Below are 24,495 nucleotides of genomic sequence, written 5' to 3'. Positions count from 1 at the left end.
AAGGTGGTTTTAACATGCAAGTAAAAGATCAACTATCATCATTACAACCATATAAACCAGGTAAATCACCTGAACAAATGAAAGAAGTGTACGGAGATCATTCGTTTGTTAAATTAGCATCGAATGAAAATCCATTCGGCTGCTCACCACGTGTTTTAGATGAGTTGCAAAAATCGTGGTTGGAACATGCATTATACCCTGACGGAGGTGCTACAACGCTCCGTCAAACAATTGCAAATAAGTTACATGTGAAAATGGAACAAGTACTTTGCGGTAGTGGTTTAGATGAAGTCATTCAAATGATAAGCAGAGCAGTACTCAAAGCAGGAGATAACATCATAACGGCTGGTGCAACATTCCCGCAGTACCGCCATCATGCAATTATAGAAGGTTGCGAAGTGAAGGAAGTTGCGTTAAATAACGGTGTATACGACTTAGACGAAATTTCTTCAGTAGTAGATAACAATACAAAAATCGTATGGATTTGTAACCCGAACAATCCAACAGGCACATATGTGAATGACCGAAAATTGACTCAATTCATTGAAGGGATTAGTGAAAATACGTTAATTGTCATTGATGAAGCGTACTGTGAATACGTAACAGCAAAAGATTTCCCAGAGACATTACCGCTTTTAGAAAAACATAAAAACATTCTTGTACTTAGAACATTTTCTAAAGCGTACGGATTAGCTTCTTTCCGCGTTGGATATGCGATTGGACAGGAAGAGCTAATCGAGAAATTAAATGTCGTACGTTTGCCATTTAACGTATCTTCATTAGCGCAAAAAGCAGCGACGATTGCTTTTGGTGATGACGAGTTTATTGAACAAATAGTTCGTGTGAATACAGAAGGTTTACGACAATACGAGAGTTTCTGTAAGGAAAATGAAATTCCATTTTATCAGTCACAAACAAATTTCATCTTCTTGCCAGTAGAAAATGGTGGAGAGATTTATGAAGCTTGCGCACACGCAGGGTTTATTATTCGTCCGTTCCCAAATGGTGTCCGTATTACAGTCGGAACAAGGGAGCAAAATGAAGGAGTGATTTCAGTGTTAAAACAACACTTTGAAAATAAAAAAAGAAAGTCTCGAGATGAGGCAAATGCGTAAAAATGTAGTATTAATTGGAACAGGTTTAATAGGAGGCTCTCTTGCATTAGCAATTAAAAAAGAGCACGATGTAACGATAACAGGTTATGATATATTTCAAGAACAAGTAGAGCGTGCAAAAGAATTACATGTAGTAGATGAAATAGCAGTAGATTTACAGCATGCATGTGAAGAGGCACATTTAATTGTTTTTGCTTCTCCTGTTGAAGAAACGAAGAAGTTATTACACAAATTAGCGTTATTTAGTTTACGAGAAGATGTTATTGTAACCGATGTTGGTAGTACAAAAGGCACGATTATGAATGAAGCGGAAGCATTGTTTTCAAAGGAAGTTTCTTTCATTGGTGGACATCCAATGGCAGGTTCTCATAAAACGGGAGTTGAAAGTGCAAAAGCGCATTTATTTGAAAATGCATTTTACATTTTAACACCGATGAATCATGTGCCAAGTGAACAAGTGGAAGAACTAAAGTGTTGGTTAAAAGGAACAGGATCTCATTTTCTTGTTTTAAATACAGAAGAACATGATTATGTAACAGGGATTGTTAGCCATTTTCCGCACCTTATCGCGGCAGGATTAGTAAAGCAAGTAGAGAAACATGCAGGAGATAATCCGCTCATTCATCAACTTGCTGCGGGAGGTTTTAAAGACATTACACGCATTGCATCTAGTAGTCCGAAAATGTGGAGTGATATTGTAAAGCAAAATCGTGAGCATTTAATGGTATTATTAAAAGAGTGGATCTCTGAGATGGAAGGTTTATATCATACAGTCTCTACCGGAGATGCGGGCGAGATTCAAAACTATTTTGCAGATGCGAAAGAATACCGTGATTCTTTACCAGTACGAAAGAGAGGGGCAATTCCTGCCTATCACGACTTATATGTCGATGTTTTAGATAAAGTAGGGGCATTAGCTCATATTACGAGTATTTTAGCCCGCGAGGAAATTAGTATTACGAACTTGCAAATATTAGAAGCACGTGAAGGATTACTTGGGGTATTACGTATTAGCTTCCAAAGAGAAGAAGATCGTATGAAAGCAAAGCTAGCGCTTGGAGAAGAAAAATACCAAACTTATGAAACAATTTAAATGAGAAGGTGAAAATGTGAAGGAAAGAATAATAAAACCTGTAAATAGCGGATTGAATGGCAATATTACAATCCCGGGTGATAAGTCCATTTCACACCGCGCTGTTATGTTCGGCGCGATTGCAGAAGGAAAAACGACAATTAAAGGTTTCTTGCCTGGTGCAGACTGTTTAAGTACAATTTCTTGTTTTAAAGAAATGGGAGTAGACATTACGCAAAACGGTGATGAAGTCACTGTAGTTGGTAAAGGATTAGAAGGTTTACAAGAACCGAAAGCTGTATTAGATGTTGGTAATTCTGGTACAACGATACGTTTAATGTCAGGGATTTTGGCAAATACACCATTTTTCTCTTGCGTACAAGGTGATGCATCTATCGCAAAAAGACCGATGAAACGTGTAACAAATCCGTTAAAACAAATGGGTGCAAACATTGATGGCCGCGAAGAAGGAACATTTACTCCATTAACAATACGTGGCGGAGATTTAAAAGCAATTGAATATATTTCTCCTGTCGCAAGCGCACAAGTTAAGTCAGCTATTTTACTTGCAGGACTTCGTGCAGAAGGTGTAACAACTGTTACAGAACCACATATTTCCCGCGACCATACGGAAAGAATGCTTGAAGCGTTTGGCGTTAAAGTAACTCGCGAAGGAAAAACAGTGAAACTAGCAGGTGGCCAGAAGTTAACAGCGACAGATGTTCAAGTACCAGGTGACGTATCATCAGCTGCATTTTTCTTAGTGGCAGGTGCGATCATTCCAAATACTAAACTAGTATTAGAAAATGTAGGGATGAATCCAACACGTACAGGCATCATTGATGTATTAGAAAAAATGGGTGCTACATTTACTGTAGAAGCAATTAACGAAGGTGCATCAGAACCAGCTGCAAATATTACAATTGAAACATCTTCATTAAAGGGAATCGAAATTGGTGGAGATATTATTCCAAGATTAATCGATGAAATTCCTGTTATCGCTTTAGCGGCAACGCAAGCAGAAGGAATTACAGTAATTAAAGATGCGCACGAATTAAAAGTTAAAGAAACAAACCGTATTGATACAGTTGTTGCAGAATTAACGAAACTAGGTGCTCGCATAGAAGCAACTGACGACGGGATGATTATTTACGGGGAATCAGCTCTAAAAGGGAATACAGTTAATAGTTATGGTGATCACCGCATCGGAATGATGCTTGCGATTGCTGGATGTATCGCAGAAGGAAAAACAACAATTGAAGACGCAGAAGCAGTAGGTGTATCATACCCTACATTCTTCGAAGAACTTCAAAAGTTAGCTAAATAAAGTAATGAGTAGCAGATACGGAATGTATCTGCTTTTTTATATTGGATTCGTGTTGTTAAGTCGATATAATTTCATTCATCGAACTTTAATTTTTAGAATTATGATACAATTTAAATGAGGAATGGAGGAGAAATATATGAACGTTGTACGATTAAAAGAAGATAAATTTAGAGAAGTATTACGCTTATCAGAATACGCTTTTCAATATAAAGTAGATGAGGAACGTTTACAGCAACAACTTACAAGAATGAAGGAAAGTCATGAAATATACGGTATTATGGAAGGGGAAAAGTTAGCAGCAAAACTACACCTAATTCCGTTTCATATATACATAGGCAAAGAAAAATTTAAAATGGGAGGCGTTGCTGGGGTAGCGACGTATCCAGAATATAGAAGAAGTGGTTATGTGAAAGAATTGCTTCAACATTCACTTCAAACGATGAAAAAAGACGGATATACAGTATCGATGTTACATCCATTTGCTGTTTCATTTTACCGTAAATATGGCTGGGAACTTTGTGCGAACCTTCTCGTATGTCATATGACGAAGAATGATTTAGTTATGAAAAAACCAGTGAATGGAACTGTGAAACGTTTCAATAAAAAAAATCATCCAGAAGAGGTCGAGAAGATTTATGAAACATTTGCAGAACGTTTTTCCGGGATGTTAGTTCGAGAGAAGAACTGGTGGTTACAAGCGGTCTATGATGACTTAACATTAGCGACTTATTACGATGAAAATAAAACGGCAGCTGGTTACATGTTATATAAAATAGAAGACTCTAAAATGACAGTAGAAGAATTTGTACCACTGCATAATGAAGCACGAAATGGTCTGTGGAACTTTATTTGCCAGCATGATTCTATGATTAAAGAACTTGAAATGACAGTAAGTGAAAACGAACCGTTGTTATATACATTGCAAGAGCCACGTGTGAAGACGGAAATAAAACCATATTTTATGGGAAGAATTGTAGATGTAGAGCAGTTCTTAAAACAATATGAGTTGAACTGGAACAATGTACAGCAAGAAGTGATCTTACATCTTACAGATTCATTTGCTCCGTGGAATAATGTAACAGTGAGGCTTGCAAATCATGAAATAACAATTGTAGAAGAAGTAATGAATAATGGAATCAAACTAGATATAAATGCATTATCTACAATAATGTTTGGCTACAAACGTCCGTTAGAACTTAAAGAACTAGAATTAATTAGTGGAAGCGAAGAGGAAATACGAGTGTTAGAGAATGTAGTACCAGTGCGTAAGCCGTTTATTTATGATTTCTTTTAATTTGCATGTATGAAGGTGGGCTATCCCAAGTGAAATTTCGGGATAGCTTCCTCTTATATTGTGAAATTTTGTCGGTAAGTCGATATATCATGAAAAACGTCGATATAACTTCATTTAAAAACAGCAACTATACTTTGTCACACACTTGACTTTTAGTGCATCTAATTTATAATTAAAAACGGAATGAATTTTCATTCCTGAAATTGAGGTGAAAAAATGGCTAAAAATAAACAAGAAGACATTTTTGATGCGGCAATACAACTTTTTGCAGAACGAGGTTATGATGGTACAACAATTCCGATGATTGCTGAAAAAGCAAAAGTAGGTGCAGGTACCATTTATCGCTATTTTGAAAATAAAGAAGCACTTGTTAATTCTTTATTTACGAAAAGTGTTTTACAACTATCAGAGTTAATAAAAACCGATTTTCCAGTCAACGCAAATATTCGTGAACAGTTTAGCCATACGTACAACCGTTTATTTGAATTTGCGAGACAAAATGCAGATGCTTTTCTTTTTACAAATTCTCACTGTGATAGTTATTTTCTCGATGAACATAGTAATGAAATATTCGAGGACTTTATGGGCTTCTTTATGGACTTGATAGAAGATGGAATCGAAAAAGGTTTTCTTCGTCCATTACCACCAATTGCTTTAATTATCATTGTATATCAACCGATTGAAAAATTAATTAAAGTAATGGAAACAGGGCAATTAGAATATACAGAAGAATTGGTAAAAGAACTGGAAGAAAGTTGTTGGAATGCTATTAGAATCATTTGATTCTATAGCGTTATAAGGACAGGAATGAACATTCATTCCGTATTATCAAGAGTAATGGAGCTAAAAATAATTTAATAGAATTATAGGAATGAACGTTCATTCCGAAAAAAGTGTTTTTAAAAGAGTAGGAATGAATATTCATTCCCTTACAATTTTCATAACGGGAGATGATTAAAATGAGCAAGCTAAAAAATTGGAGAAGTTTATCTTTTCTATTATGGATAGTTATTACTATTACAATGATCGTAACGATGCCTAATATGGATAAATTAGTGAAAGAAAAAGGGCACATTACGATTCCTAATACAGAACAAAGTAGTATTGCTGACAAAATGATAAAAGAAATGGATAAAGACGGGACTGAAAAGTATGACATTATAGCTGTTTTTAATAGTGGAAGTAAAACAGCTTTAACAACTAAGCAAAAAGAGGAAATAACAAAAACAATCGAAGCCCTGCAAAATGAAAAAGAGCAATTAGGAATAAAGGAAGTTGTTTCACATTTAGATAATAAAGACTTGGAGAAACAATTAGTTTCTAAAGATAATACGACTATTTTAACGCAAATATCGATAGATAAAAAACATGGTGAAATATCGAAAGTTTCAAATAATCTTCATGAAAAAGTGCAAACGAAAGAGGTAAAAACGTACTTAACAGGAAGTGACTTAATAGCGGGTGATTTTCTTAAATCTTCTCAAGAAGGAGTGAAAAAGACTGAAGTTATTTCAATCATTTTCATTCTTGTAGTATTAATCATTGTATTCCGTTCACCTGTTGTTCCGATTGTTTCTCTTCTTACAGTTGGGGTATCGTACTTAGTTTCAATGGGGATTATTGCTCATCTTGTAGATCAATTTAATTTTCCGTTTTCAAACTTTACGCAAGTCTTCGTAGTAGTCGTTCTGTTTGGAGTGGGAACAGACTATAACATTTTATTATTTACGAGATTTAAAGAAGAATTAAGTAAACAAGAAAACGCATTTTTAGCTACGAAAGAAACATTTAAATCGGCAGGTAAAACCGTATTGTATAGCGGGATAGCGGTACTTATTGGTTTTGCATCACTTGCTTTAGCAAGTTTTAAATTATATCAATCTACCTCAGCGGTAGCAATTGGTGTTTTAGTATTACTACTCGTTTTAACCACTTTAAATCCATTTTTCATGGTACTTTTAGGAAAAGGAATGTTTTATCCAGTTAAAACATTTAAAGGTCATGAAGACAGTCGCTTATGGGGATTCTTTGCGAAAAACTCAGTAGCAAGACCATTTGTAGCTTTAATTATTGTATTCGTGATATCGATTCCTTTCGTATTAAAATATTCTAATACACTTAATTACAATGATTTATTTGAAGTAGACAATAAGTACGAATCAAAGATGGGGATTAACGTAATAGAAGATCATTTTCCGCCTGGCTTTTCTTCACCAAGTACGTTAGTGATTCAATCAAACAAAAAATTAGATGAAGGAACGTCTCTACAAACTTTAGATGAGTTAACTGATAAAATTTCGAAAGTTAAAGGTGTTTCAGAAGTATATGCACCGACACGTCCAACTGGAGATAAGATAAAAGAATTATATATAAATAAACAAGCAGGAGAACTAAATTCAGGATTAGGAGATGTCAATGGTGGCATAAAAGAAATCAATGATGGATTAACGGATGCTAAAAATAAAATGGGTGGTAATGACTCAGACGGCCTCTCAAATGTTCAAAAGTTAATTGATGGAACGAACGAGGCGAAAAATGGGGTATCGGCATTAGGAACAGCTTTAACTCAATTATCAAATGGTATAAACGACGGTGCACAAGGAGCGCAGCAAATTGAGAGCGGGTTAACTTCAGTAAATGAAAATATAAGTGTATTATCTAATGCAACGTCGCAGCTGCATGCTGGCTATGCACAGTTAGAAAAAGGTTTAAGTTCTTACGATAAATACTTCGGAAGTATTTCTCAAGCGATTGACGGTGCGAAAAAAGGATACGAACAAATTGAAATGTTAATGACCAATTTCGTTCAAACGAAACCGGAATTAGCAAATGATCCGAACATACTGCAAACGATAGGAATTGCTAAAGAGGCTCAAAAGCAATTAAGTGTACTATCAAAAGAATTAAATGAATTAGCGACGCAGCATAAAGCAGCTATGGGTTCATTTAAAGAAGCGAATCAATCGTTATTGAAAGTTGATAACGGCTTAAAAGAAATGAGTAATGGAGTTAATAAGTTACTAAAAGGAGCAACTGAGCTTAAAAATGGATTAAATGAAGGTGCTTCAGGTTCAAAACAAATTGCGAACAAGTCATCTGAGTTACAAACTGGATTAACAAAAATAAATGATGGGCAAGACCAGCTATTAACCGGACTGAAAGACTTGCAAGAAAAAATGGGGCAATTACAATCCGGCTTATCTAAAAGTACAGAAGGGCTTGGAAAAGTAAGTAACGGCCTGAATGATGCACAGAAATATTTAGGCGAGCTAAATGAATCAAAAAGCTCTGAGAAGTTTTATATTCCAAAAGAAGTTTTAGAGGGAGAAGATTTCCAAAAAGCTTTGAATACGTACATGTCACATGATAGAAAGACTGCTAAAATGACAATCATTTTAGACGTAAATCCATATTCAAAAGAAGCGATGCCGATTATTCAAGAAATCAATAAAACGATAGATGGTACTTTGAAGGGGACGGAATTAAATAATACGAAAACAGCAATCGGAGGAACAACAGCTAGAAACGTTGATTTAAAAGAAGTAACTGGGCAAGATTTCTTACGTACAGCTACAATTATGTTAATCGGAATTGCGATCGTATTAATCGTGATTACACGTTCATTATTAAACACAATCTTTATTATTGGATCGCTAATATTAGCGTACTTTGCATCGCTAGGTATAAGTGAACAAATTAGTACGCATATTTTAAATGTAGATTCATTAAGCTGGAATGTTCCATTCTTTAGTTTCATAATGATTGTCGCTTTAGGAGTGGATTATAGTATTTTTGTAATGATGAGATACAATGAGTTAGAAGGGGACCCAGCGACGAAAATTGTAAATGCATCTCGTCACATAGGGGGAGTCGTATTATCAGCGGCACTTATTTTAGGTGGTACATTTGCTGCATTAATCCCTTCAGGTGTATTGACGCTTATACAAGTAGCATCCGTAGTTGGCGTTGCGTTGTTACTATTAGCTATCATTGTTATGCCAATATTGTTACCTGCTTTAATAGGGTTAACGAGTAAAATGAAAAATTATACAAAGAAATTAAGCAAAAGAAAATAAAAGAATTCCCTTTTAAAAGGGAATTCTTTTATTTAATAAATTTGTCCATCACGTCTTTATATTTTGCAAACTCTTCATCTTTCATATCGCCATTCATTTGTAAAAGAAAATTGCCTTTTCCGTGTGTATGAGAGAATAACATAGGAGCAGAGTTTCCTAATTCATCGTAATATTTCTTAACTTTTTCTAGGTCTTCTTTCTTTGTAATTTCGAATAATCGACCGCCTTTATCTTCACCAAGAGCTGGTACGACAATACGTTTTCCTTCTTTTTGAAGGTTACCAAATTCTTTTTGCGGAAGATCAGTTGGATTTTCTACTTGGAGACCAGCATTTTTAAACTCAGTGATAATCGAATCGACAGTTACTTTTGTTTCTTTTTCTCTTGTTTTGATTCAGTGGATGTTTTTGTATTGTTACTACTACATGCAGTTAAGGAAGCAATTGATAAACATAATGCTCCAATTATAAATATTTACTTCAAAATAAAACCACCTTAAAGTGTGTATGTAACTTTAATATAATTAAAAATAAAGGTTTTATTCAGGTTTGAAAACAAAGGAATAGCAATCAACCGTTGCTATTCATCCAGCTTCTACTATATAATAGCTATAGTCTACAATAATTGAGTCGTTATATGCGATTTTTAAGACAATCGGTGAGAAAACGCTGAAATAAGCGGTATTAGTAGGAGGACACAAATGATTACAGTAAGTAACGTTAGTTTGCGTTTCGCGGATCGCAAATTATTTGAAGATGTTAACATAAAATTCACGCCAGGTAACTGCTACGGTTTAATCGGAGCGAACGGTGCTGGTAAATCGACATTTCTAAAGATTTTATCTGGAGAAATTGAACCATCAACAGGTGATATACATATTACGCCGGGTGAGCGTCTAGCAGTATTAAAACAGAACCACTTCGAATATGAAGAGTTCCCAGTATTAGAAACAGTAATTATGGGTCACACGCAACTTTACAAAGTAATGCAAGAGAAAAATGCCATTTACATGAAAGAAGACTTTAGTGATGAAGATGGTATGCGTGCTGCTGAACTTGAAGGTGAGTTCGCTGAGCTTAACGGTTGGGAAGCTGAGTCAGAAGCTGCAATCTTACTAAAAGGACTTGGTATTGGTGAAGATCTTCATGATAAGAAATTGTCAGAATTAACTGGGTCAGAGAAAGTAAAAGTATTACTTGCTCAAGCATTATTCGGTAAACCGGACATTCTATTACTAGATGAGCCTACCAACCACTTGGACTTAAAAGCAATTCAATGGTTAGAAAACTTCTTAATGAACTTTGAAAATACAGTAATCGTTGTATCCCATGACCGTCACTTCTTAAATAAAGTTTGTACGCACATGGCTGATCTTGATTTCGGTAAAATTCAACTTTATGTTGGTAACTATGACTTCTGGTATGAGTCAAGCCAATTAGCTTTAAAATTAACACAAGATGCTAATAAGAAAAAAGAAGAGAAAGTAAAAGAGTTACAAAACTTCATTGCACGCTTTAGCTCAAACGCATCTAAAGCGAAACAAGCAACTTCTCGTAAAAAACTTTTAGATAAAATTACATTAGATGATATTAGACCATCATCACGTCGTTACCCATTCGTTGGCTTCACACCAGAACGTGAAGTAGGAAATGACTTATTAACAGTTGAAGGTCTTTCTAAAACAATTGATGGCGAAAAAGTGTTAGATAATGTGTACTTCACTTTAAATAAAGGTGATAAAGTTGCATTTATCGGTCGTAACGATATTGCGATGACAACATTATTTAAAATCCTTATGGGTGAGATGGAGCCAGATAGTGGTTCATTCAAATGGGGCGTTACAACATCTCAATCTTACTTCCCAAGAGATAACTCTAAATACTTTGAGAACAGTGACTCCAACTTAGTTGATTGGTTACGCCAATTCTCTCCACAAGATGAGTCAGAAAGCTTCTTACGTGGTTTCTTAGGCCGTATGTTATTCTCAGGTGAAGAAGTTAAGAAGAACGTTTCTGTACTATCTGGAGGAGAAAAAGTTCGTTGTATGCTATCTAAAATGATGTTAAGTGGTGCAAACGTAATCACTCTTGACGATCCAACGAACCACTTAGACCTTGAGTCTATCACTGCATTAAACAACGGCTTAATCGCATTCAAAGGTACAATGTTATTCACATCTCATGACCATCAGTTCGTACAAACAATTGCAAACCGCATTATCGAAGTAACGCCAAACGGTGTAATCGATAAAGAGGCTACTTACGATGAGTTCTTAGAAAATGAAGAACTTCAAAAACAAGTAGATGCAATGTACAAAGGTCAATAATAAATATAAAAAACCCTCGCTCTCGTTATGAGAGCGAGGGTTTTTTATAATCATTATTTTTATGGATTATGAATAATTATTCAACAATAGCTTTAGTGAAGGGGGGAGAGATTTTGATATTGCATATAGAGGAATGGCTAAGGTATGAATATACTTGAAATACGTGAAGAGATTTAATATACATAGAAAAAAACACATGCTTTCAAATATGAATTTAATTATATTACATTAATGTTCCAGAACTGGAGACATATTTATTTGCGAAGCAGTGAATAAAGGTATATAGTATGTGATGTCATAATTAGTGGATGAATCTTGGGAGAAAACAGGGAATGTTACAAATTTATTTTGTTAAATAGAAACCAAGGTCAAAATGTCTGGAAAGAAATAGTTGAATAAATACTAGCTTCAAATTATAATTACTAGTATTCTTCATATAGTTAAATAGATAAAATCTATTTGAAGATAAAAAATTGAATAGAGAGACAGACTTATAAAAAAATAAGCCTTGGATGATCAAAAGAGGTGGAGAAATGAAACAATTCTTATTAAAAAGCAAAAGTGTGCTAAGCAATCATTTTGGATTCTTTCTGTTTGCCGTTATTTTATTTTGGCTCAAAACATATGCAGCTTATGTAACGGAATTTAATTTAGGAATTTCAAACACAATCCAAAAATTCTTGCTGTTTTTCAATCCGCTTAGTTCAGCAGTTCTATTTTTAGGACTTGCATTATTTGCAAAAGGGAAACGATCTTATATTTGGTTAATTATCATTAATTTGTTATTGTCGATTCTTTTATACGCAAACGTAGTATATTATCGTTTTTTCAGCGATTTTATTACGTTCCCAACATTAACACAAACGAATAACTTTGGAGATTTAGGTGGTAGTATTATTGCGTTGCTACATCTTTATGATCCGCTATATTTCTTAGATACAATTATTTTAATTGTATTAGTAGCAACGAAATTTGCAAATCCAAAACCAATTCGTGTTGCGAAACATAAAGTATCTCTAGTATTTGTAGCAGGTATTTTATTATTCAGTGTTAACTTAGGACTTGCAGAATCTGACCGTCCTGAATTATTAACAAGAACATTTGACCGTAATTATATTGTGAAATATTTAGGGGCATATAACTATACAATTTATGATGGTATTCAAAGTGCGAAAGCATCAACAGAACGAGCGTTAGCTGATGGAGATAATATGACAGAAGTAAGAAATTATTTAACATCAACTTACGCAAGTCCAAATCCTGAGTATTTCGGTAAAGGAAAGGGAATGAACGTAATTTATATTCATTTAGAGTCATTCCAAAACTTCTTAATCGATTATAAATTAAATGGTCAAGAAGTTACGCCATTCTTAAACTCATTCACAAAAGATGCGAATACGCTTTACTTTGATAACTTCTTCCATCAAACAGGACAAGGAAAAACATCTGATGCGGAGTTTATGTTAGAGAATTCAATGTTTGGTTTACCACAAGGATCTGTCTTTACAACGAAATCTCATAATACGTATCAATCAGCACCAGCAATTTTAGGACAACAAGGATACACATCAGCAGTATTCCACGGTAACTATAAAACATTCTGGAACCGTGACGATGTTTATAAATCATTTGGTTTTAATAAATTCTTTGATGCTTCATACTATGATATGAATGAAAAAGATGTAGTAAACTATGGATTAAAAGATAAACCATTCTTTAATGAATCCATTCCGTTATTAGAAACATTGAAACAACCGTTCTATACGAAGTTTATTACGTTATCGAATCACTTCCCGTATCCAATTGATAAAGAGGAAGCGACAATTGAACCAGCGAACACAGGTGACTCATCTGTAGATACGTATTTCCAAACAGCACGTTATTTAGACGAATCTGTAAAAGGTTTCATCGATTACTTAAAACAATCTGGTTTATACGATAATTCTATTATCGTTATGTACGGAGACCATTACGGTATTTCAGATAATCATAACGCAGCAATGTCAAAAGTAATGGGTAAAGAAATTAACTCGTTTGAAAATGCACAGTTACAGCGTGTACCTTTAATCGTTCGTGTACCAGGTGTGAAAGGTGGCGTACAACATCAATACGGTGGTGAAATTGATGTCCTTCCAACTCTTTTACACTTACTAGGAACAGATACAAAAAATTATGTTCAATTTGGTTCAGATTTATTATCACCAGATCATAAACAAGTTGTTGCGTTCCGTAACGGCAACTTCGTAAGTCCAACTGTTACTGCATTAAACGGCAAATACTACGATACAACGACTGGAAATCCAGTAGAATTTACAGATGAAATAAAACAAAATGAACAAATGGTTCAAAACTCGTTAAAATACTCTGACCAAGTCGTAAATGGTGACTTATTACGATTCTACACACCAGAAGGTTTTACTCCAGTAGATCGTTCGAAGTATAACTATAACAATCGTGATAAAAACAAAACGAAGGTAAAAACGGCTCCGGAAGGGGAAGCTAAATAAATATTAAAAAGCGCTACTCATATGAGTAGCGTTTTTGTTTGTAACTAAAATTATATCGGCATTATATAGAATCATCTTTAGTTTTTTGCTTCCTCTTTCCAAAGAACACTACACCGACAATGATAAGAATGATGAATACCCATTTCATTAAAGGGTTACTTTCAAAAAATGCAGCAAACCATTTCTCGTCTACAATCATTTTCGCAGCGGTATAAGCTAAAACTGCTGCTCCAATAGTAATGATGACAGGAAAACGATCTACCCATTTTAAAATTAATGTACTGCCCCATACTACTACAGGAATAGAAACTAATAACCCGATGATTACTAAAGAGAAATTGCCATGCGCAGCTCCTGCAACAGCAAGAACATTGTCTATACCCATTAATGCATCAGCAATAATAATAGTTTTAATAGCAGACCAAAATCCTTCTTCTGCCTTAATATCATGATCTTTGCCTTCAGCAATTAATTTGTAAGCAATCCATATAAGGAGTACACCACCAATTAGAAGTAACCCTGGTATTTTTAACAACCAAACGACAACTAAGGTAGCGAGGGCTCTAATGGCAATTGCCCCGATAGTGCCCCATATAATAACTTTCTTTTGTTGATCTTCCGGTAATCGCCTTGCTGCTAATCCAATTACAATGGCATTATCACCAGCTAATACTAAATCAATTACAATAATGGCAAGCAAGGCTGACAAATATTCAGCTGAAAGAAAATCCATATATAATCACCCCTTAAGAGTAATATGTGCTAAAGTGTTGATAATATAAAAATAGGATTGAATTTGTATATTCAATCCCTAATTTCTTACTGTATTTAGATATATATGTTTTAATTTCGTATAAGTCGCTTGTGCAATCTTTTTTGCTTTTCGTTTCTTTTTCTTAATTTTCTATTCATCTTTTTGATCCGGTTTTCTATATGAGAGAATTTCCAAAACGATAAAAAAAGACTCAATAACCTACTAGAGGAAATCAAGTCTTTTTCATTACATACGATTATCATGCCAGAAGTTTAATGGGAAGTGTTCATTCTCATTATAGGCTTCTAATTCATATCCTTTTTCTTTCAGCCCTTTAATAATACCAGGTACTGCTTTTACGGATTGTGGATGAATGTCGTGCATAAGGATAACTTCTGTTGGCTTGTTTGCACCATTAATAACGTTTTGTACAATTTTAGCTGATGCAGCGTCAACAGGCATTGTGTTATATCTCCAGTCTAATGAATCAATTGTCCAATCCCAAACTTTTAGCCCATTCTCAACAACTTTGTTACGAAGAGCTTCGTTTAATCCTGGCATTGAGCCGTAAGATGGACGAGTTAATACTGGCGATTTACCTAGAACGCCAGCGATTAAGCCTTGGTCTTCCTTCATCTCATCTACATAATGACCTTCTGTGTAAAGTTTCTTGTAGTTATGAGTCATACTGTGCATCCCAACGTAGTGGCCTTCAGCATCTTCGCGTTTTACAAGGTCAGGGAAAGCTTTTACATTTGAACCAATAAGGAAGAATGTTGCTTTTGCATTTTCTTTCTTTAACATATCTAAAAGCTCAGCTGTGTATTTTCCAGGACCATCATCAAATGTTAAATAAGCTACTTTTCTAACTTGCCCATTATATTGTTTTGGAGCTTCTTTCGGTGCAAGAGATGATTGAATTTCACTTACAAGTTGAACAGATTTTGCGTCATCCTCTGTACTTGCTAGAGCAGTATGTGTTGAACCTAAAGCCGCTTCGTATGTAAATAATACCCCCGCGCAAATCAACATAGCCCTTTTCACTAAAGTTGTCATTCGAATTCCATTGTGCATAATTTTCCTTCTCTCTATAAAAGTTCTACTCTACTATATTAGCAATTATAGGTATGGAAATGCAAAAAAATTTTTTTACAAGTGCAAGAAAGTTTGTCAAAAAGTATGCAAGATTTTAAAGGAATGTCATTTTTAAAGAAACGTCATAAAAAATTGGATAAATTGAATTATGAATTGGAAACAATACAAGGGATATTAATTTTAGGAGGTGCTTTAATTGAATTATAAAAAAATGCTTTCTATATTTATGACGAGCATATTCACAGTAGGATTGTTAATCGGGTGTAATCCAGCTCCAAAGGATGAAAAGGAGCCAGATCCAACGGAGGAACCTTCTGAGCAAAGACAAGAGGAAAAGAATGAAAAACAAGATCCTGCTAAAGAAAAAAATAATGAGTTAAACAAAAAGGATGAACAAGAACCAGATCCAACAGAAGAGCCATCTGAGGAGCAAAAGAAGAAAAAAGAAAATGAGTAGTTGCAGTTTAATGAAATATGTAGCGTGATTTTGTAACAAAAATTTTCTGGAAATATACAAACCACTTTTCTATATAAGAAAAGTGGTTTGTATAAAATTATGTATGAATTTAAGTATTTCATGTATATAATTTTTGTTTTAAAGCAACTTTCTAATTAATGTCTTTTAACATATCTATTGCTCTTAAAATGAAGATTGGCCACGCATTAATCCTTCTTTACAAACTCTTCAAGTATTAAATTTAATTAAATTCTTCTATTAATAATACAGGCTCTTTATTGGTTGAACCTATATTAAAGCGAGTCTGTAGGTCGTATTCTAGCATGAGATGAACTGCTTTGTTTTTTCATCTCTGAATTCCCAAACTACTAACGAAAGAGTCATATCAATACCGACAGAGCCAACAGCTACTGTTATGATTTTGACATGACAAATAACTCTCTTTAAGGAAGAAATAGTTATTTTATCTCTATATTTTTATAATTAATTCTATATGAATTTAATACTAAAGTCCTACTATTTATAAACTAATAGGTCTTTCAACTAAGGCAGTTCTCACACTAATGAGGGATGTTAAAGGAAATATATGTAACCTATAATGATTCATATAAAGCTTTGGAAAATGAAAAGGAGGAGATTTGCATGAAGAATTGGGTTCAATTTAGAATTGCAAGACCAACAGATAAATTTGAAGAAGTTATAAGCTTTTATGAGACGGGGTTAGGGTTAAAGCGTATAGGAGAATTTCACAATCATGAAGGATATGATGGAGTTATGTTTGGATTACCGGATGCCGAGTATCATTTGGAGTTTACAATGCATGTTAATGGAAGTCCATGTCCGGCACCGACAAAAGATAATTTACTAGTTTTTTATATGCCTAATAAAGATGAAATTGAAAAAATAGTGAATCGATTAAGTAATATGGGCTACCATGAGGTGGAACCAGAAAATCCGTATTGGCTAGAGAAAGGTACCACAATAGAGGATCCAGATGGTTGGAGAATTGTGCTTATGAATGCATTTGAATAAAGAAGCTCTTTTCGTATGTAATGGAGTGTAACAAAATGGTTTAGACATAAATCCCTACAACATTTGTAGGGGTTTTTAAATAGGGAGATTTAGTTAAGAGAGTAATGAAAATGTAAAAAGTATTTTGGCTAAAAATAAATGTAATAAATATGATTCATGAAGGAGGTATAGAAGTATGACATTAAAGTGTTTTGATGAGTTTGCTAAAAATGTTGGGAATACACCTCTCATTAAATTAGAATGCGAAGAAACGAAGGATCTTTCTATCTATGCTAAATGTGAATGGCACAACCCTACAGGATCGATTAAGGATAGAGCAGCACTTGGAATGATTCGAAAATATTTACAAGAAGCGGACAAAAAACAATATATTTTAGAATATAGTGGTGGAAGCTTAGCGAGATCAATCGGGCGTAATTGTTATTATTTAGGAATTCAATGTACGTTAGTTTTAAGTTCCGGAACTGGTAAATCACTACTAAATGAACTTGAGCATTATAGAGCTAACGTGATTTTAGTTGATAAATGTATGGGTTTTTACGCAGTAATTGAAAAGACAATTGAGATTAGCAAACAAAAACCCGAGTTATACTTTTTATTCCAACATTATAATAATGCAAATCTATCAAGTCATATAGAAGGTACAGGCCAAGAAATTATTGCGCAAATGAACGGAAAACCAATACACGCATGGGTAGCATCTGCTGGTACTAGTGGAACTCTAATGGGGGGTCTATAAAGCAGTAAAGAATTATACAAAAAATGTTGAGCTACATTTAGTAATGCCTGCTGAATTGCCTTATGGTTCCGAACAACCACCAAATGATTTAAAGAAATATGCTGGTTCAGGTGGGTTCGGCTTAGGGAGGAAACAACATTTCATAGAACAGGAAGATAATTTGATAGAAAAACAATGGACTTATTCATATGAAGAAACCTTGTATGAAATGGCACGTTTTTATAATGAAACTGGTATGAAAATAGGAACGTCTGCGGCAGCGAATTTATTAGCCGCTAAAAAAATTGGAAAAGAAAAAGGTACGAATTTTAATGTAGTTACAGTTTTTCCGGACGCAGGCTCTATAGAAGAGTGGTCAGATGTAAAGAGCTTACAAAAAATAAAGAGAGAATTAAACAAATAAAAGTTCTTTCATAGTCTATTTCTTACACCATGGGAAATGGATAAAATGAAAACCTGTATATGTAAAATGTACAGGTTTTTCGTGGGTGTTTTAGTTATTTGTAGAACTATAAAATTTCACATACCGTATTTAAAAAATAAATATAGGAAAACTAAAAAGTAATGTAGAATATATCGTATATACATATATGAAGTCAACATAAAAGTTAAAGAGGTGGATATATGTTACTTGAGGAAGTAATGCAGCAACTAGAGGAATATGGAACAGAACAAAATTGTAAAACGTATAAAAATCACGGAGCGAAAGAGCCACTATTCGGAGTTAGTTTTGCCAATTTAAAATTGTTAAAAAAGAAGATAAAAAAAGATCATGATTTAGCAATTTTATTATGGGAAACAAAAAATATGGATGCAATGACTTTAGCAACAATGGTATTAGATCCAAAGGAAGTTACGACAGAACTGCTAAATAAATGGGTACAGGAAGTTGATTATTATTGTTTAATGGACGTTTTGATGACGGCTATTTGTACGTCGCCAATTGCGATAGAAAGAATGGAAGAATGGGCAAAATCTGATGATGAATGGATTGGAAGAGCAGGCTGGTCTTTATTAGCAAATATAGCGATTAAAAATAAAACGTTATATGATGATTTCTTCTCACCGTATTTAGAAGAAATTAAAGCAAATATACATAATGAAAAAAATAGAAAAAAAGAAGCGATGAATAGTGCTTTAATTGCGATAGGTATTCGTAATGAACACTTAGAGCGAAAAGCGATTGAAATTGCACGTGAAATTGGAAAAGTACAGGTTAATCACGGGGCAACATCATGCAAAACACTAGACGCAGAACCGTATATAAAAAAAGCGAGAGAAAGAGCTGAAAAAAGAAAGTGAAATAAGAAAAGGGGAACGGTTATGAAAGCAATGGAAGCGGCAAAAAGCATAATTACATCACAATTTCCGAATTGTGATGTAGCTTTACTTGGAGGAAGCGTTGCAAGAGGAGAAGCCACAAAAACATCTGATCTGGACATTGTAATAGTTGATCATAGTTTAACGTCTTGTTATCGAGAATCTTTCTATAGTAATGGATGGCCTGTTGAAGTGTTTGTACATAATTTTGAAACGTATAAAACCTTTTTTAAAATGGATTGTGATCGCGGGAGACCTTCATTGCCACAATTAGTTTCAGAGGGGATTGTATTAAAAGGTGACAATGAAATGATTGAGAAATTAAAAAGAGAAGCAAATGATTTACTAAATAAAGGACCAGCTAAATGGACTGAAGAAATGATGAAACAGAAGCGGTATTTTATTACGGATACTTTGGATGATTTTATTGGTGCATCAAAAAGAGAAGAAGAATTGTTTATCGCGAATTTATTAGCTGATTTATTACATGAATATGTATTAAGAGTAAATGGTAAATGGCTTGGAAATTCAAAATGGTTTATAAGGGTACTTAGAAGATATGATGAACAATACGCAGATCAATTTGTAGCAGCATTCGATCATTTTTATACAACGGGAGAAAAAAGAAAATTAATTACTTTTGTAGAAAAAACGCTAGAACAGTATGGAGGAAGAATGTTCGAAGGGTTTTCTATAGGAAAATAAAAAAGGGGATAGCGCAATGAATGTTCCATTCGTTCAATTAAGAGAACTGACACTAGATGATGTAGAAGATCGATATCAATGGTCATTAGATACAAAAGTAACAAAGTATTTAGTTGTACCAGATCAATATCCACCGTTCACTCGTGAAGATACGAAAAAATGGATTGAAGCATGTATAAATCGAAAAAATGGTTATGAACAAAGAGCCATCACTGCAGAGAACGGCATACATATTGGATGGGTAGATCTTAAAAACTTTGATAAAACAAATAAAAATGCAGAACTGGGAATCGCGATTGGTAATAAAGAATACTGGGGTAAAGGGTATGGAATAGCAGCCCTATATAGTATGTTATATCAAGCATTCTTTGCATTTAAATTAGAAAAAGTTTGGCTACGTGTAGATGAAGATAATTTTCAAGCTAGAAAGAGTTATGAAAAGGCTGGTTTTGTTTGTGAAGGACTAATGAGAAATGATCGATTACGTCAAGGGAAGTTCATTCATCGTTATCGTTATAGTATGTTAAGAGAAGAATACGAATCTTTAAATGGTTTATTATAAAAGTATTATGTTAACTTAAAGGGGCTGGAGTAATATGATTCGATTACTTGCGAAAGAAGATGTGAAAAAATATTGGGATTTACGTTTACAAGCATTACAAGTAAACTCAGAGGCATTTGTAACAACTTATGAAGAGGCGATTTGTCAGGAAAATCCTATTAAGCGAGTGGAAAGTAATTTAACAGCTACTACTAGTTGTACATTCGGTGCTTTTAATGAGGATCATAAATTAGTTGGAGTTGTCACTTTACTAACAGAGGAAAAAGAGGCGTATAAACATAAAGGTCATATCGTTGCGATGTATGTAGATGCAAGCAATCGAAGAAGTGGCCTTGCACGTGAGTTAATACGCAAGGCAATTGAAAGAGCAAGAGAAATGGACTTGGAACAATTGAACTTAGGTGTTGTGTCCACAAACGAGCCAGCAAAAAAGTTGTATGAATCAATGGGCTTTAAAACGTATGGGATTGAAAAGAGAGCTATAAAGATGAATGGTGTGTATAGTGATGATGAACATATGGTGCTGTTCTTTTAATGGAGGGAGTTTAGTATGAAAGATCTCCGTTTAGAAAAAAATATGAACTCGCAAGTAGCGATTCTATATGCGATGGTTGCTGATACATTTAAACGATTGCAAAAGTTAGTAGAAGGTACTGATGAGAAAGAACTGTCCTTTAAAGGGTCAGAAAATAATGAAAATAGTATAGGACAGCTACTTCAGCATTTAGCGGTGGTTGATTTACACTGGGTGTATCGTTTAAAAGGAGAAGAAATTCCACCAGCACTTGAAAATAAGTATGGACCTTTGCTGAATGAAATAGGAGAATTGCCAAGTTTAAGAGAGTACACATTGCAACAATTAATGCAAGACTACGAAGCTGTGCAACATATGTTTCATGAGGAATGTATGAAACTAACAGAAAATGATTTAACACGGGACGTTTTTTATGAAAAGGGAGAAAATGCGACTATAAGGTGGGGGATATGGCATATAGCCGATCATAATCGGTACCATCAAGCTCATATTAGTCAGTTAAGAACACTATATAGAGCTAGAATGCATGCAAGATGAAGATTTCGAATTTTAATTATATTTAATTTGTTGTATAGTATAAGAATAAACTAAACAAGGGGTTTTATAATGAAAGCTATTGCAATAGGGATATTGGCATCATTTTTCTTTGCCTTTACCTTCGTTTTAAACCGTGCGATGGACTTAGAGGGTGGAAGCTGGATTTGGAGTGCATCATTACGGTATTACTTCATGGTTCCAATGCTTTTGCTTATTGTCATGTATAGAGGAAACTTAAAGCAACTCTTTCAATATATGAAAAATAATCCGAAAGAATGGTTAGTGTGGAGTATCGTTGGATTTGGTCTCTTCTATGCACCACTTAGTTTTGCCGGAGCTTTTGGACCTGGTTGGCTTGTTGCCTCAACATGGCAAATTACGATCGTCGCAGGGATTTTGTTAACACCATTTTTTGCAGTAGATCCATTACATAAAAAACTTCCAATGAAGGAATTAGTTATGTCGGGTATTATTTTATGCGGTGTTGTACTTATGCAAGTAGAACATGCTTCTTCATTAGGAATTCGTGAAACCGTTTTATGTGTCGTTCCTGTACTTATTGCAGCGTTTGCGTATCCTCTTGGAAATCGAAAAATGATGCAAGTTTGTAAAGGGGAATTAGATGTATTCCAGCGAGTTCTCGGTATGACATTAGCAAGTTTACCATTTTGGTTTTTATTATCAGGTTATGAAGTATCAACAGGCGGACTACCGTCAAGTAGCCAAGTTTTTCAATGTTTTATTGTAGCTGTTAGTTCTGGTTTAATCGCGACCGTACTATTCTTCTTTGCGACAGATCTTGTAAAAGATGATCCACAAAAACTAGCAACAGTAGAAGCAACTCAGTCTGGTGAAGTTTTATTTGCGCTAGTAGGAGAACTTATCTTGCTATCTGCGCCAATTCCGTCATCTTTATCTTGGATTGGCATGAGCCTCGTTATTGTTGGAATGATACTACATAGTTATGTAGCGGTCGTTGTGAAGAAAGAAGAAAAAATAACTGCGTAATGAGATTAGCTCTTTATATAAAGAGCTAATCTTTTTTCATAGAAAGGAATGAAGATATGAATTTGCAACACGTTGAACAAATTGAGAAAAATCCCATTTTAAATGTACTACAGTATGCAGTTGGACCAAGTGAAACTAGCTTAAAGAAAGCAGTTGTATTTTATGAAAGGAATACAGGCACATTGTATAGATATGAAGAAAAGGCTTGTATAGGTATTGAAATATTCGGCGCAAATAAAGCGAAAATTTGCCACATAGCAGTCGCTCCATAATATCGTAAAAAAGGAATTGCGTTGCAAATGATAAGGGAAGTAGTAAGAATACATCAATTGACTTATGTAGAAGCAGAGACAGATAAAGAGGCAGTAGAATTTTATAAGAAAATTGGTTTTAAGGTTAAAAGTTTAGGAGAAAAATATCCGGGGATAGAAAGATTTCATTTGTATTTTAAAAATAAAACATAATGAAATAATCTTAGAATATAATATCCGGAAGACGATTTGAAGAAATAGTTCGTTTTTTATTTATCTCGCTATTGGTGGGTAGTAAAGCTCCCACATTAAAATTCGGCTGGAGTAAGGGAGTCAGTTAGTTGGAAGCCTTGCAGCCCATAAATGCCCGATTGGTACGGGCTTATAATCAGTGGAGGATGCACAAAACCTCCACTGATTCAAGTTTCATTTTATCTGTTCTAATTTTAATAGTAGCTAGTTATTCGTTTTTGGCAAAAATGTAAGAAAGGTCGAAATGTTTAGTTGATGCAAAGGAAGGAAGCAAAATATGAGTAAATCTATAAGTAATGGAACAATTGAGAAGAAGCGTGCAGTCTCATTAGATTTAAAGGGGTACAATGTTACTATTAATCGTACTTGCTCATGCACCGCTTTACTTATATGCTGCAGATCCTGGAATTATGCATAGGGTGGAAAGCGGTAATTTCTTTGATCAAATTGTAAACCTTTTTGGTATATTCATAATTGATAACCGTGCACGGGCGATGTTTGCCGTATTATTAGGCTACGGTTTGGTTCTAGCGCTTGAAGGGCAAATATCAAAAGGGATAGATGAAAATCAGGCTGTAAAAATAGTAAGAAGACGCTCTTTGTATTTAATACTGTTCGGGATTGTGTTAGCGGTTTTAATTGGTGGGCAAGATATTCTTATGGCTTATGGTGTAGCGGGGATTCTTGTTAGTCCACTATTAAAGTGTAAAATGAAAACATTAATTCGAACATTTACGATTATCACTATATTGTATATCATTTTTATTCCAATAATATGGGGATTTAATATGCAAGCAATAGGCGATTACGGTTTTTCACCAGATGTTTCAGCAAAAGACACGTATCTTAGTACTACCATGTTACGATTACTTTTCTTTCCTGTTATACCTGTTCTCATCCATGTTATGTTCCCGATAATTCCTTCTGTAATTCTTGGTTTGTGGATTGCTAGATATCGGATACTAATAAAACCAGAGCAACATTTGAAAAAATTATATTTTATAACAATTATAGGATTATCAATTTCCTTAGTAGGTGCTTTGCCACTATCTTTTGTAGGGACTATATGGTATCCAAGGGTATTTGCAGCTGGAATGATAAATGGAATCCATATTGTAACTGGAATTGTTGGAGGATTAGCATATGCAACAGGTTTCGGAATAATAGGGAGTAAATTAAAAAATCTAGGGTACTGTAGCCTTGCATTGATCGCTTTAGGAAAGCGTTCATTAACATTTTTTGTTTTGAATGAGGCACTGCTTGTTATACTTTTATCACCTGTAGCATTTGATTTAGGAGGGCATGTAAGTAACACTCTCGCTGCATTGATAGCTATAAGTATTTGGATATCGTCTGTCATATTAGCTACAATAATGGAAAAAAATAACCTCAATGGACCATTAGAGATTTTATTGAGACGTTTAGTATATAAAAATAAATAAATTAAAAGACGATCCGAGTATTATATGATCCCCTTATAGTAGACAGGAAAAAGAAAGCACATTAACCAGTTTACTATGGAGGGGATTTT

The 24,495-nt window shown here is 34.3% G+C and carries 18 protein-coding genes and 4 pseudogenes; 19 read left to right on the top strand and 3 right to left on the bottom strand.

The window, feature by feature from the left end:
- Positions 1–14: 14 nt before the first annotated feature.
- The 6 genes from hisC (at position 15) to ACYVEC_RS27520 (ending at position 8,884) form a co-directional block, all read left to right on the top strand.
- Positions 15–1,115 (top strand): histidinol-phosphate transaminase, encoded by a 1,101-nt coding sequence (gene hisC / locus ACYVEC_RS27545; protein WP_063225367.1) that lies wholly within the window; start codon positions 15–17, stop codon positions 1,113–1,115.
- Positions 1,108–2,208 carry a prephenate dehydrogenase gene (gene tyrA, locus ACYVEC_RS27540; protein ID WP_098557150.1) on the top strand — a complete coding sequence of 367 codons (1,101 nt, stop codon included), beginning with the start codon at positions 1,108–1,110 and terminating at the stop codon, positions 2,206–2,208. The genes hisC and tyrA overlap by 8 nt, the downstream gene beginning before the upstream one ends.
- Positions 2,209–2,224: 16 nt before the next feature.
- The gene (gene aroA / locus ACYVEC_RS27535) at positions 2,225–3,514 is read left to right on the top strand and encodes a 3-phosphoshikimate 1-carboxyvinyltransferase (RefSeq protein ID WP_063225369.1); all 1,290 of its coding nucleotides are present in this window, start codon (positions 2,225–2,227) and stop codon (positions 3,512–3,514) included.
- 136 nt (positions 3,515–3,650) lie between these two features.
- On the top strand, positions 3,651–4,808 hold the full coding sequence (locus ACYVEC_RS27530) for a GNAT family N-acetyltransferase (RefSeq protein WP_063225370.1): 1,158 nt from the start codon (positions 3,651–3,653) through the stop codon (positions 4,806–4,808).
- Between the two features lie 216 nt (positions 4,809–5,024).
- On the top strand, positions 5,025–5,591 hold the full coding sequence (locus ACYVEC_RS27525) for a TetR family transcriptional regulator (RefSeq protein WP_001107293.1): 567 nt from the start codon (positions 5,025–5,027) through the stop codon (positions 5,589–5,591).
- 176 nt (positions 5,592–5,767) lie between these two features.
- Positions 5,768–8,884: an MMPL family transporter gene (locus ACYVEC_RS27520; RefSeq protein WP_460509283.1), complete on the top strand. Its 3,117-nt coding sequence runs from the start codon at positions 5,768–5,770 to the stop codon at positions 8,882–8,884.
- 28 nt (positions 8,885–8,912) lie between these two features.
- Here ACYVEC_RS27520 and ACYVEC_RS27515 read toward each other — a convergent pair.
- A pseudogene (locus ACYVEC_RS27515) lies at positions 8,913–9,358 on the bottom strand (stress protein).
- Between the two features lie 226 nt (positions 9,359–9,584).
- On the opposite strand from ACYVEC_RS27515, the gene ACYVEC_RS27510 reads away from it, so the two are divergent.
- Positions 9,585–11,210 carry an ABC-F family ATP-binding cassette domain-containing protein gene (locus ACYVEC_RS27510; RefSeq protein WP_063225373.1) on the top strand — a complete coding sequence of 542 codons (1,626 nt, stop codon included), beginning with the start codon at positions 9,585–9,587 and terminating at the stop codon, positions 11,208–11,210.
- Between the two features lie 533 nt (positions 11,211–11,743).
- Complete coding sequence (locus tag ACYVEC_RS27505; protein WP_063225374.1) at positions 11,744–13,717, top strand: LTA synthase family protein; 1,974 nt, start codon at positions 11,744–11,746, stop codon at positions 13,715–13,717.
- Positions 13,718–13,778: 61 nt separating this feature from the next.
- On the opposite strand, the gene ACYVEC_RS27500 is transcribed toward ACYVEC_RS27505, so the two are convergent.
- Entirely contained in the window at positions 13,779–14,450 is a 672-nt protein-coding gene (locus ACYVEC_RS27500) for a TerC family protein (protein ID WP_275719141.1), read from the bottom strand.
- Positions 14,451–14,717: 267 nt separating this feature from the next.
- Positions 14,718–15,545, bottom strand: coding sequence for a peptidoglycan-N-acetylglucosamine deacetylase (locus ACYVEC_RS27495; protein ID WP_063225376.1), 828 nt, complete (start codon positions 15,543–15,545; stop codon positions 14,718–14,720).
- A 217-nt stretch (positions 15,546–15,762) separates the two neighbouring features.
- Here ACYVEC_RS27495 and ACYVEC_RS27490 point away from each other — a divergent pair, with 217 nt between their 5' ends.
- The 11 genes and pseudogenes from ACYVEC_RS27490 (at position 15,763) to ACYVEC_RS27440 (ending at position 24,406) form a co-directional block, all read left to right on the top strand.
- Positions 15,763–16,023 carry a hypothetical protein gene (locus ACYVEC_RS27490; protein WP_001106983.1) on the top strand — a complete coding sequence of 87 codons (261 nt, stop codon included), beginning with the start codon at positions 15,763–15,765 and terminating at the stop codon, positions 16,021–16,023.
- 642 nt (positions 16,024–16,665) lie between these two features.
- Positions 16,666–17,055 (top strand): VOC family protein, encoded by a 390-nt coding sequence (locus ACYVEC_RS27485; protein ID WP_063225377.1) that lies wholly within the window; start codon positions 16,666–16,668, stop codon positions 17,053–17,055.
- A gap of 175 nt (positions 17,056–17,230) precedes the next feature.
- Positions 17,231–18,197, top strand: a pseudogene (locus ACYVEC_RS27480) (pyridoxal-phosphate dependent enzyme).
- A gap of 221 nt (positions 18,198–18,418) precedes the next feature.
- On the top strand, positions 18,419–19,096 hold the full coding sequence (locus ACYVEC_RS27475) for a DNA alkylation repair protein (RefSeq protein WP_063225379.1): 678 nt from the start codon (positions 18,419–18,421) through the stop codon (positions 19,094–19,096).
- Positions 19,097–19,117: 21 nt separating this feature from the next.
- Positions 19,118–19,819, top strand: coding sequence for a nucleotidyltransferase domain-containing protein (locus tag ACYVEC_RS27470; protein ID WP_063225380.1), 702 nt, complete (start codon positions 19,118–19,120; stop codon positions 19,817–19,819).
- Between the two features lie 16 nt (positions 19,820–19,835).
- Entirely contained in the window at positions 19,836–20,381 is a 546-nt protein-coding gene (locus ACYVEC_RS27465; protein WP_063225381.1) for a GNAT family N-acetyltransferase, read from the top strand.
- Between the two features lie 34 nt (positions 20,382–20,415).
- Entirely contained in the window at positions 20,416–20,916 is a 501-nt protein-coding gene (locus ACYVEC_RS27460) for a GNAT family N-acetyltransferase (RefSeq protein ID WP_063225382.1), read from the top strand.
- A 15-nt stretch (positions 20,917–20,931) separates the two neighbouring features.
- Positions 20,932–21,453 carry a DinB family protein gene (locus tag ACYVEC_RS27455; protein WP_063225383.1) on the top strand — a complete coding sequence of 174 codons (522 nt, stop codon included), beginning with the start codon at positions 20,932–20,934 and terminating at the stop codon, positions 21,451–21,453.
- A gap of 69 nt (positions 21,454–21,522) precedes the next feature.
- Positions 21,523–22,461, top strand: a complete 939-nt coding sequence (locus ACYVEC_RS27450) for a DMT family transporter (RefSeq protein ID WP_063225384.1) — start codon at positions 21,523–21,525, stop codon at positions 22,459–22,461.
- Between the two features lie 56 nt (positions 22,462–22,517).
- Positions 22,518–22,925 (top strand): annotated as a pseudogene (locus tag ACYVEC_RS27445) (GNAT family N-acetyltransferase).
- A gap of 316 nt (positions 22,926–23,241) precedes the next feature.
- A pseudogene (locus ACYVEC_RS27440) lies at positions 23,242–24,406 on the top strand (DUF418 domain-containing protein).
- The last annotated feature ends 89 nt before the right edge of the window (positions 24,407–24,495 follow it).

The organism is Bacillus sp. MN7755, from assembly GCF_054771475.1.
Note: the sequence above shows the minus strand (reverse complement) of the source record. Positions and strands in the feature narration are given on the sequence as shown.

Excerpts from the sequence above, each read along its gene's own strand:
- ACYVEC_RS27525 (WP_001107293.1), top strand. The coding sequence starts at position 5,025 with ATGGCTAAAAATAAACAAGAAGACATTTTTGATGCGGCAATACAACTT.
- ACYVEC_RS27465 (WP_063225381.1), top strand. The coding sequence starts at position 19,836 with ATGAATGTTCCATTCGTTCAATTAAGAGAACTGACACTAGATGATGTA.
- ACYVEC_RS27470 (WP_063225380.1), top strand. The coding sequence starts at position 19,118 with ATGAAAGCAATGGAAGCGGCAAAAAGCATAATTACATCACAATTTCCG.
- ACYVEC_RS27460 (WP_063225382.1), top strand. The coding sequence starts at position 20,416 with ATGATTCGATTACTTGCGAAAGAAGATGTGAAAAAATATTGGGATTTA.
- ACYVEC_RS27485 (WP_063225377.1), top strand. The coding sequence starts at position 16,666 with ATGAAGAATTGGGTTCAATTTAGAATTGCAAGACCAACAGATAAATTT.
- hisC (WP_063225367.1), top strand. The coding sequence starts at position 15 with ATGCAAGTAAAAGATCAACTATCATCATTACAACCATATAAACCAGGT.
- ACYVEC_RS27520 (WP_460509283.1), top strand. The coding sequence starts at position 5,768 with ATGAGCAAGCTAAAAAATTGGAGAAGTTTATCTTTTCTATTATGGATA.
- ACYVEC_RS27500 (WP_275719141.1), bottom strand. The coding sequence starts at position 14,450 with ATGGATTTTCTTTCAGCTGAATATTTGTCAGCCTTGCTTGCCATTATT.
- ACYVEC_RS27450 (WP_063225384.1), top strand. The coding sequence starts at position 21,523 with ATGAAAGCTATTGCAATAGGGATATTGGCATCATTTTTCTTTGCCTTT.
- ACYVEC_RS27505 (WP_063225374.1), top strand. The coding sequence starts at position 11,744 with ATGAAACAATTCTTATTAAAAAGCAAAAGTGTGCTAAGCAATCATTTT.
- ACYVEC_RS27455 (WP_063225383.1), top strand. The coding sequence starts at position 20,932 with ATGAAAGATCTCCGTTTAGAAAAAAATATGAACTCGCAAGTAGCGATT.
- ACYVEC_RS27530 (WP_063225370.1), top strand. The coding sequence starts at position 3,651 with ATGAACGTTGTACGATTAAAAGAAGATAAATTTAGAGAAGTATTACGC.
- ACYVEC_RS27510 (WP_063225373.1), top strand. The coding sequence starts at position 9,585 with ATGATTACAGTAAGTAACGTTAGTTTGCGTTTCGCGGATCGCAAATTA.
- tyrA (WP_098557150.1), top strand. The coding sequence starts at position 1,108 with ATGCGTAAAAATGTAGTATTAATTGGAACAGGTTTAATAGGAGGCTCT.
- ACYVEC_RS27495 (WP_063225376.1), bottom strand. The coding sequence starts at position 15,545 with ATGCACAATGGAATTCGAATGACAACTTTAGTGAAAAGGGCTATGTTG.
- ACYVEC_RS27475 (WP_063225379.1), top strand. The coding sequence starts at position 18,419 with ATGTTACTTGAGGAAGTAATGCAGCAACTAGAGGAATATGGAACAGAA.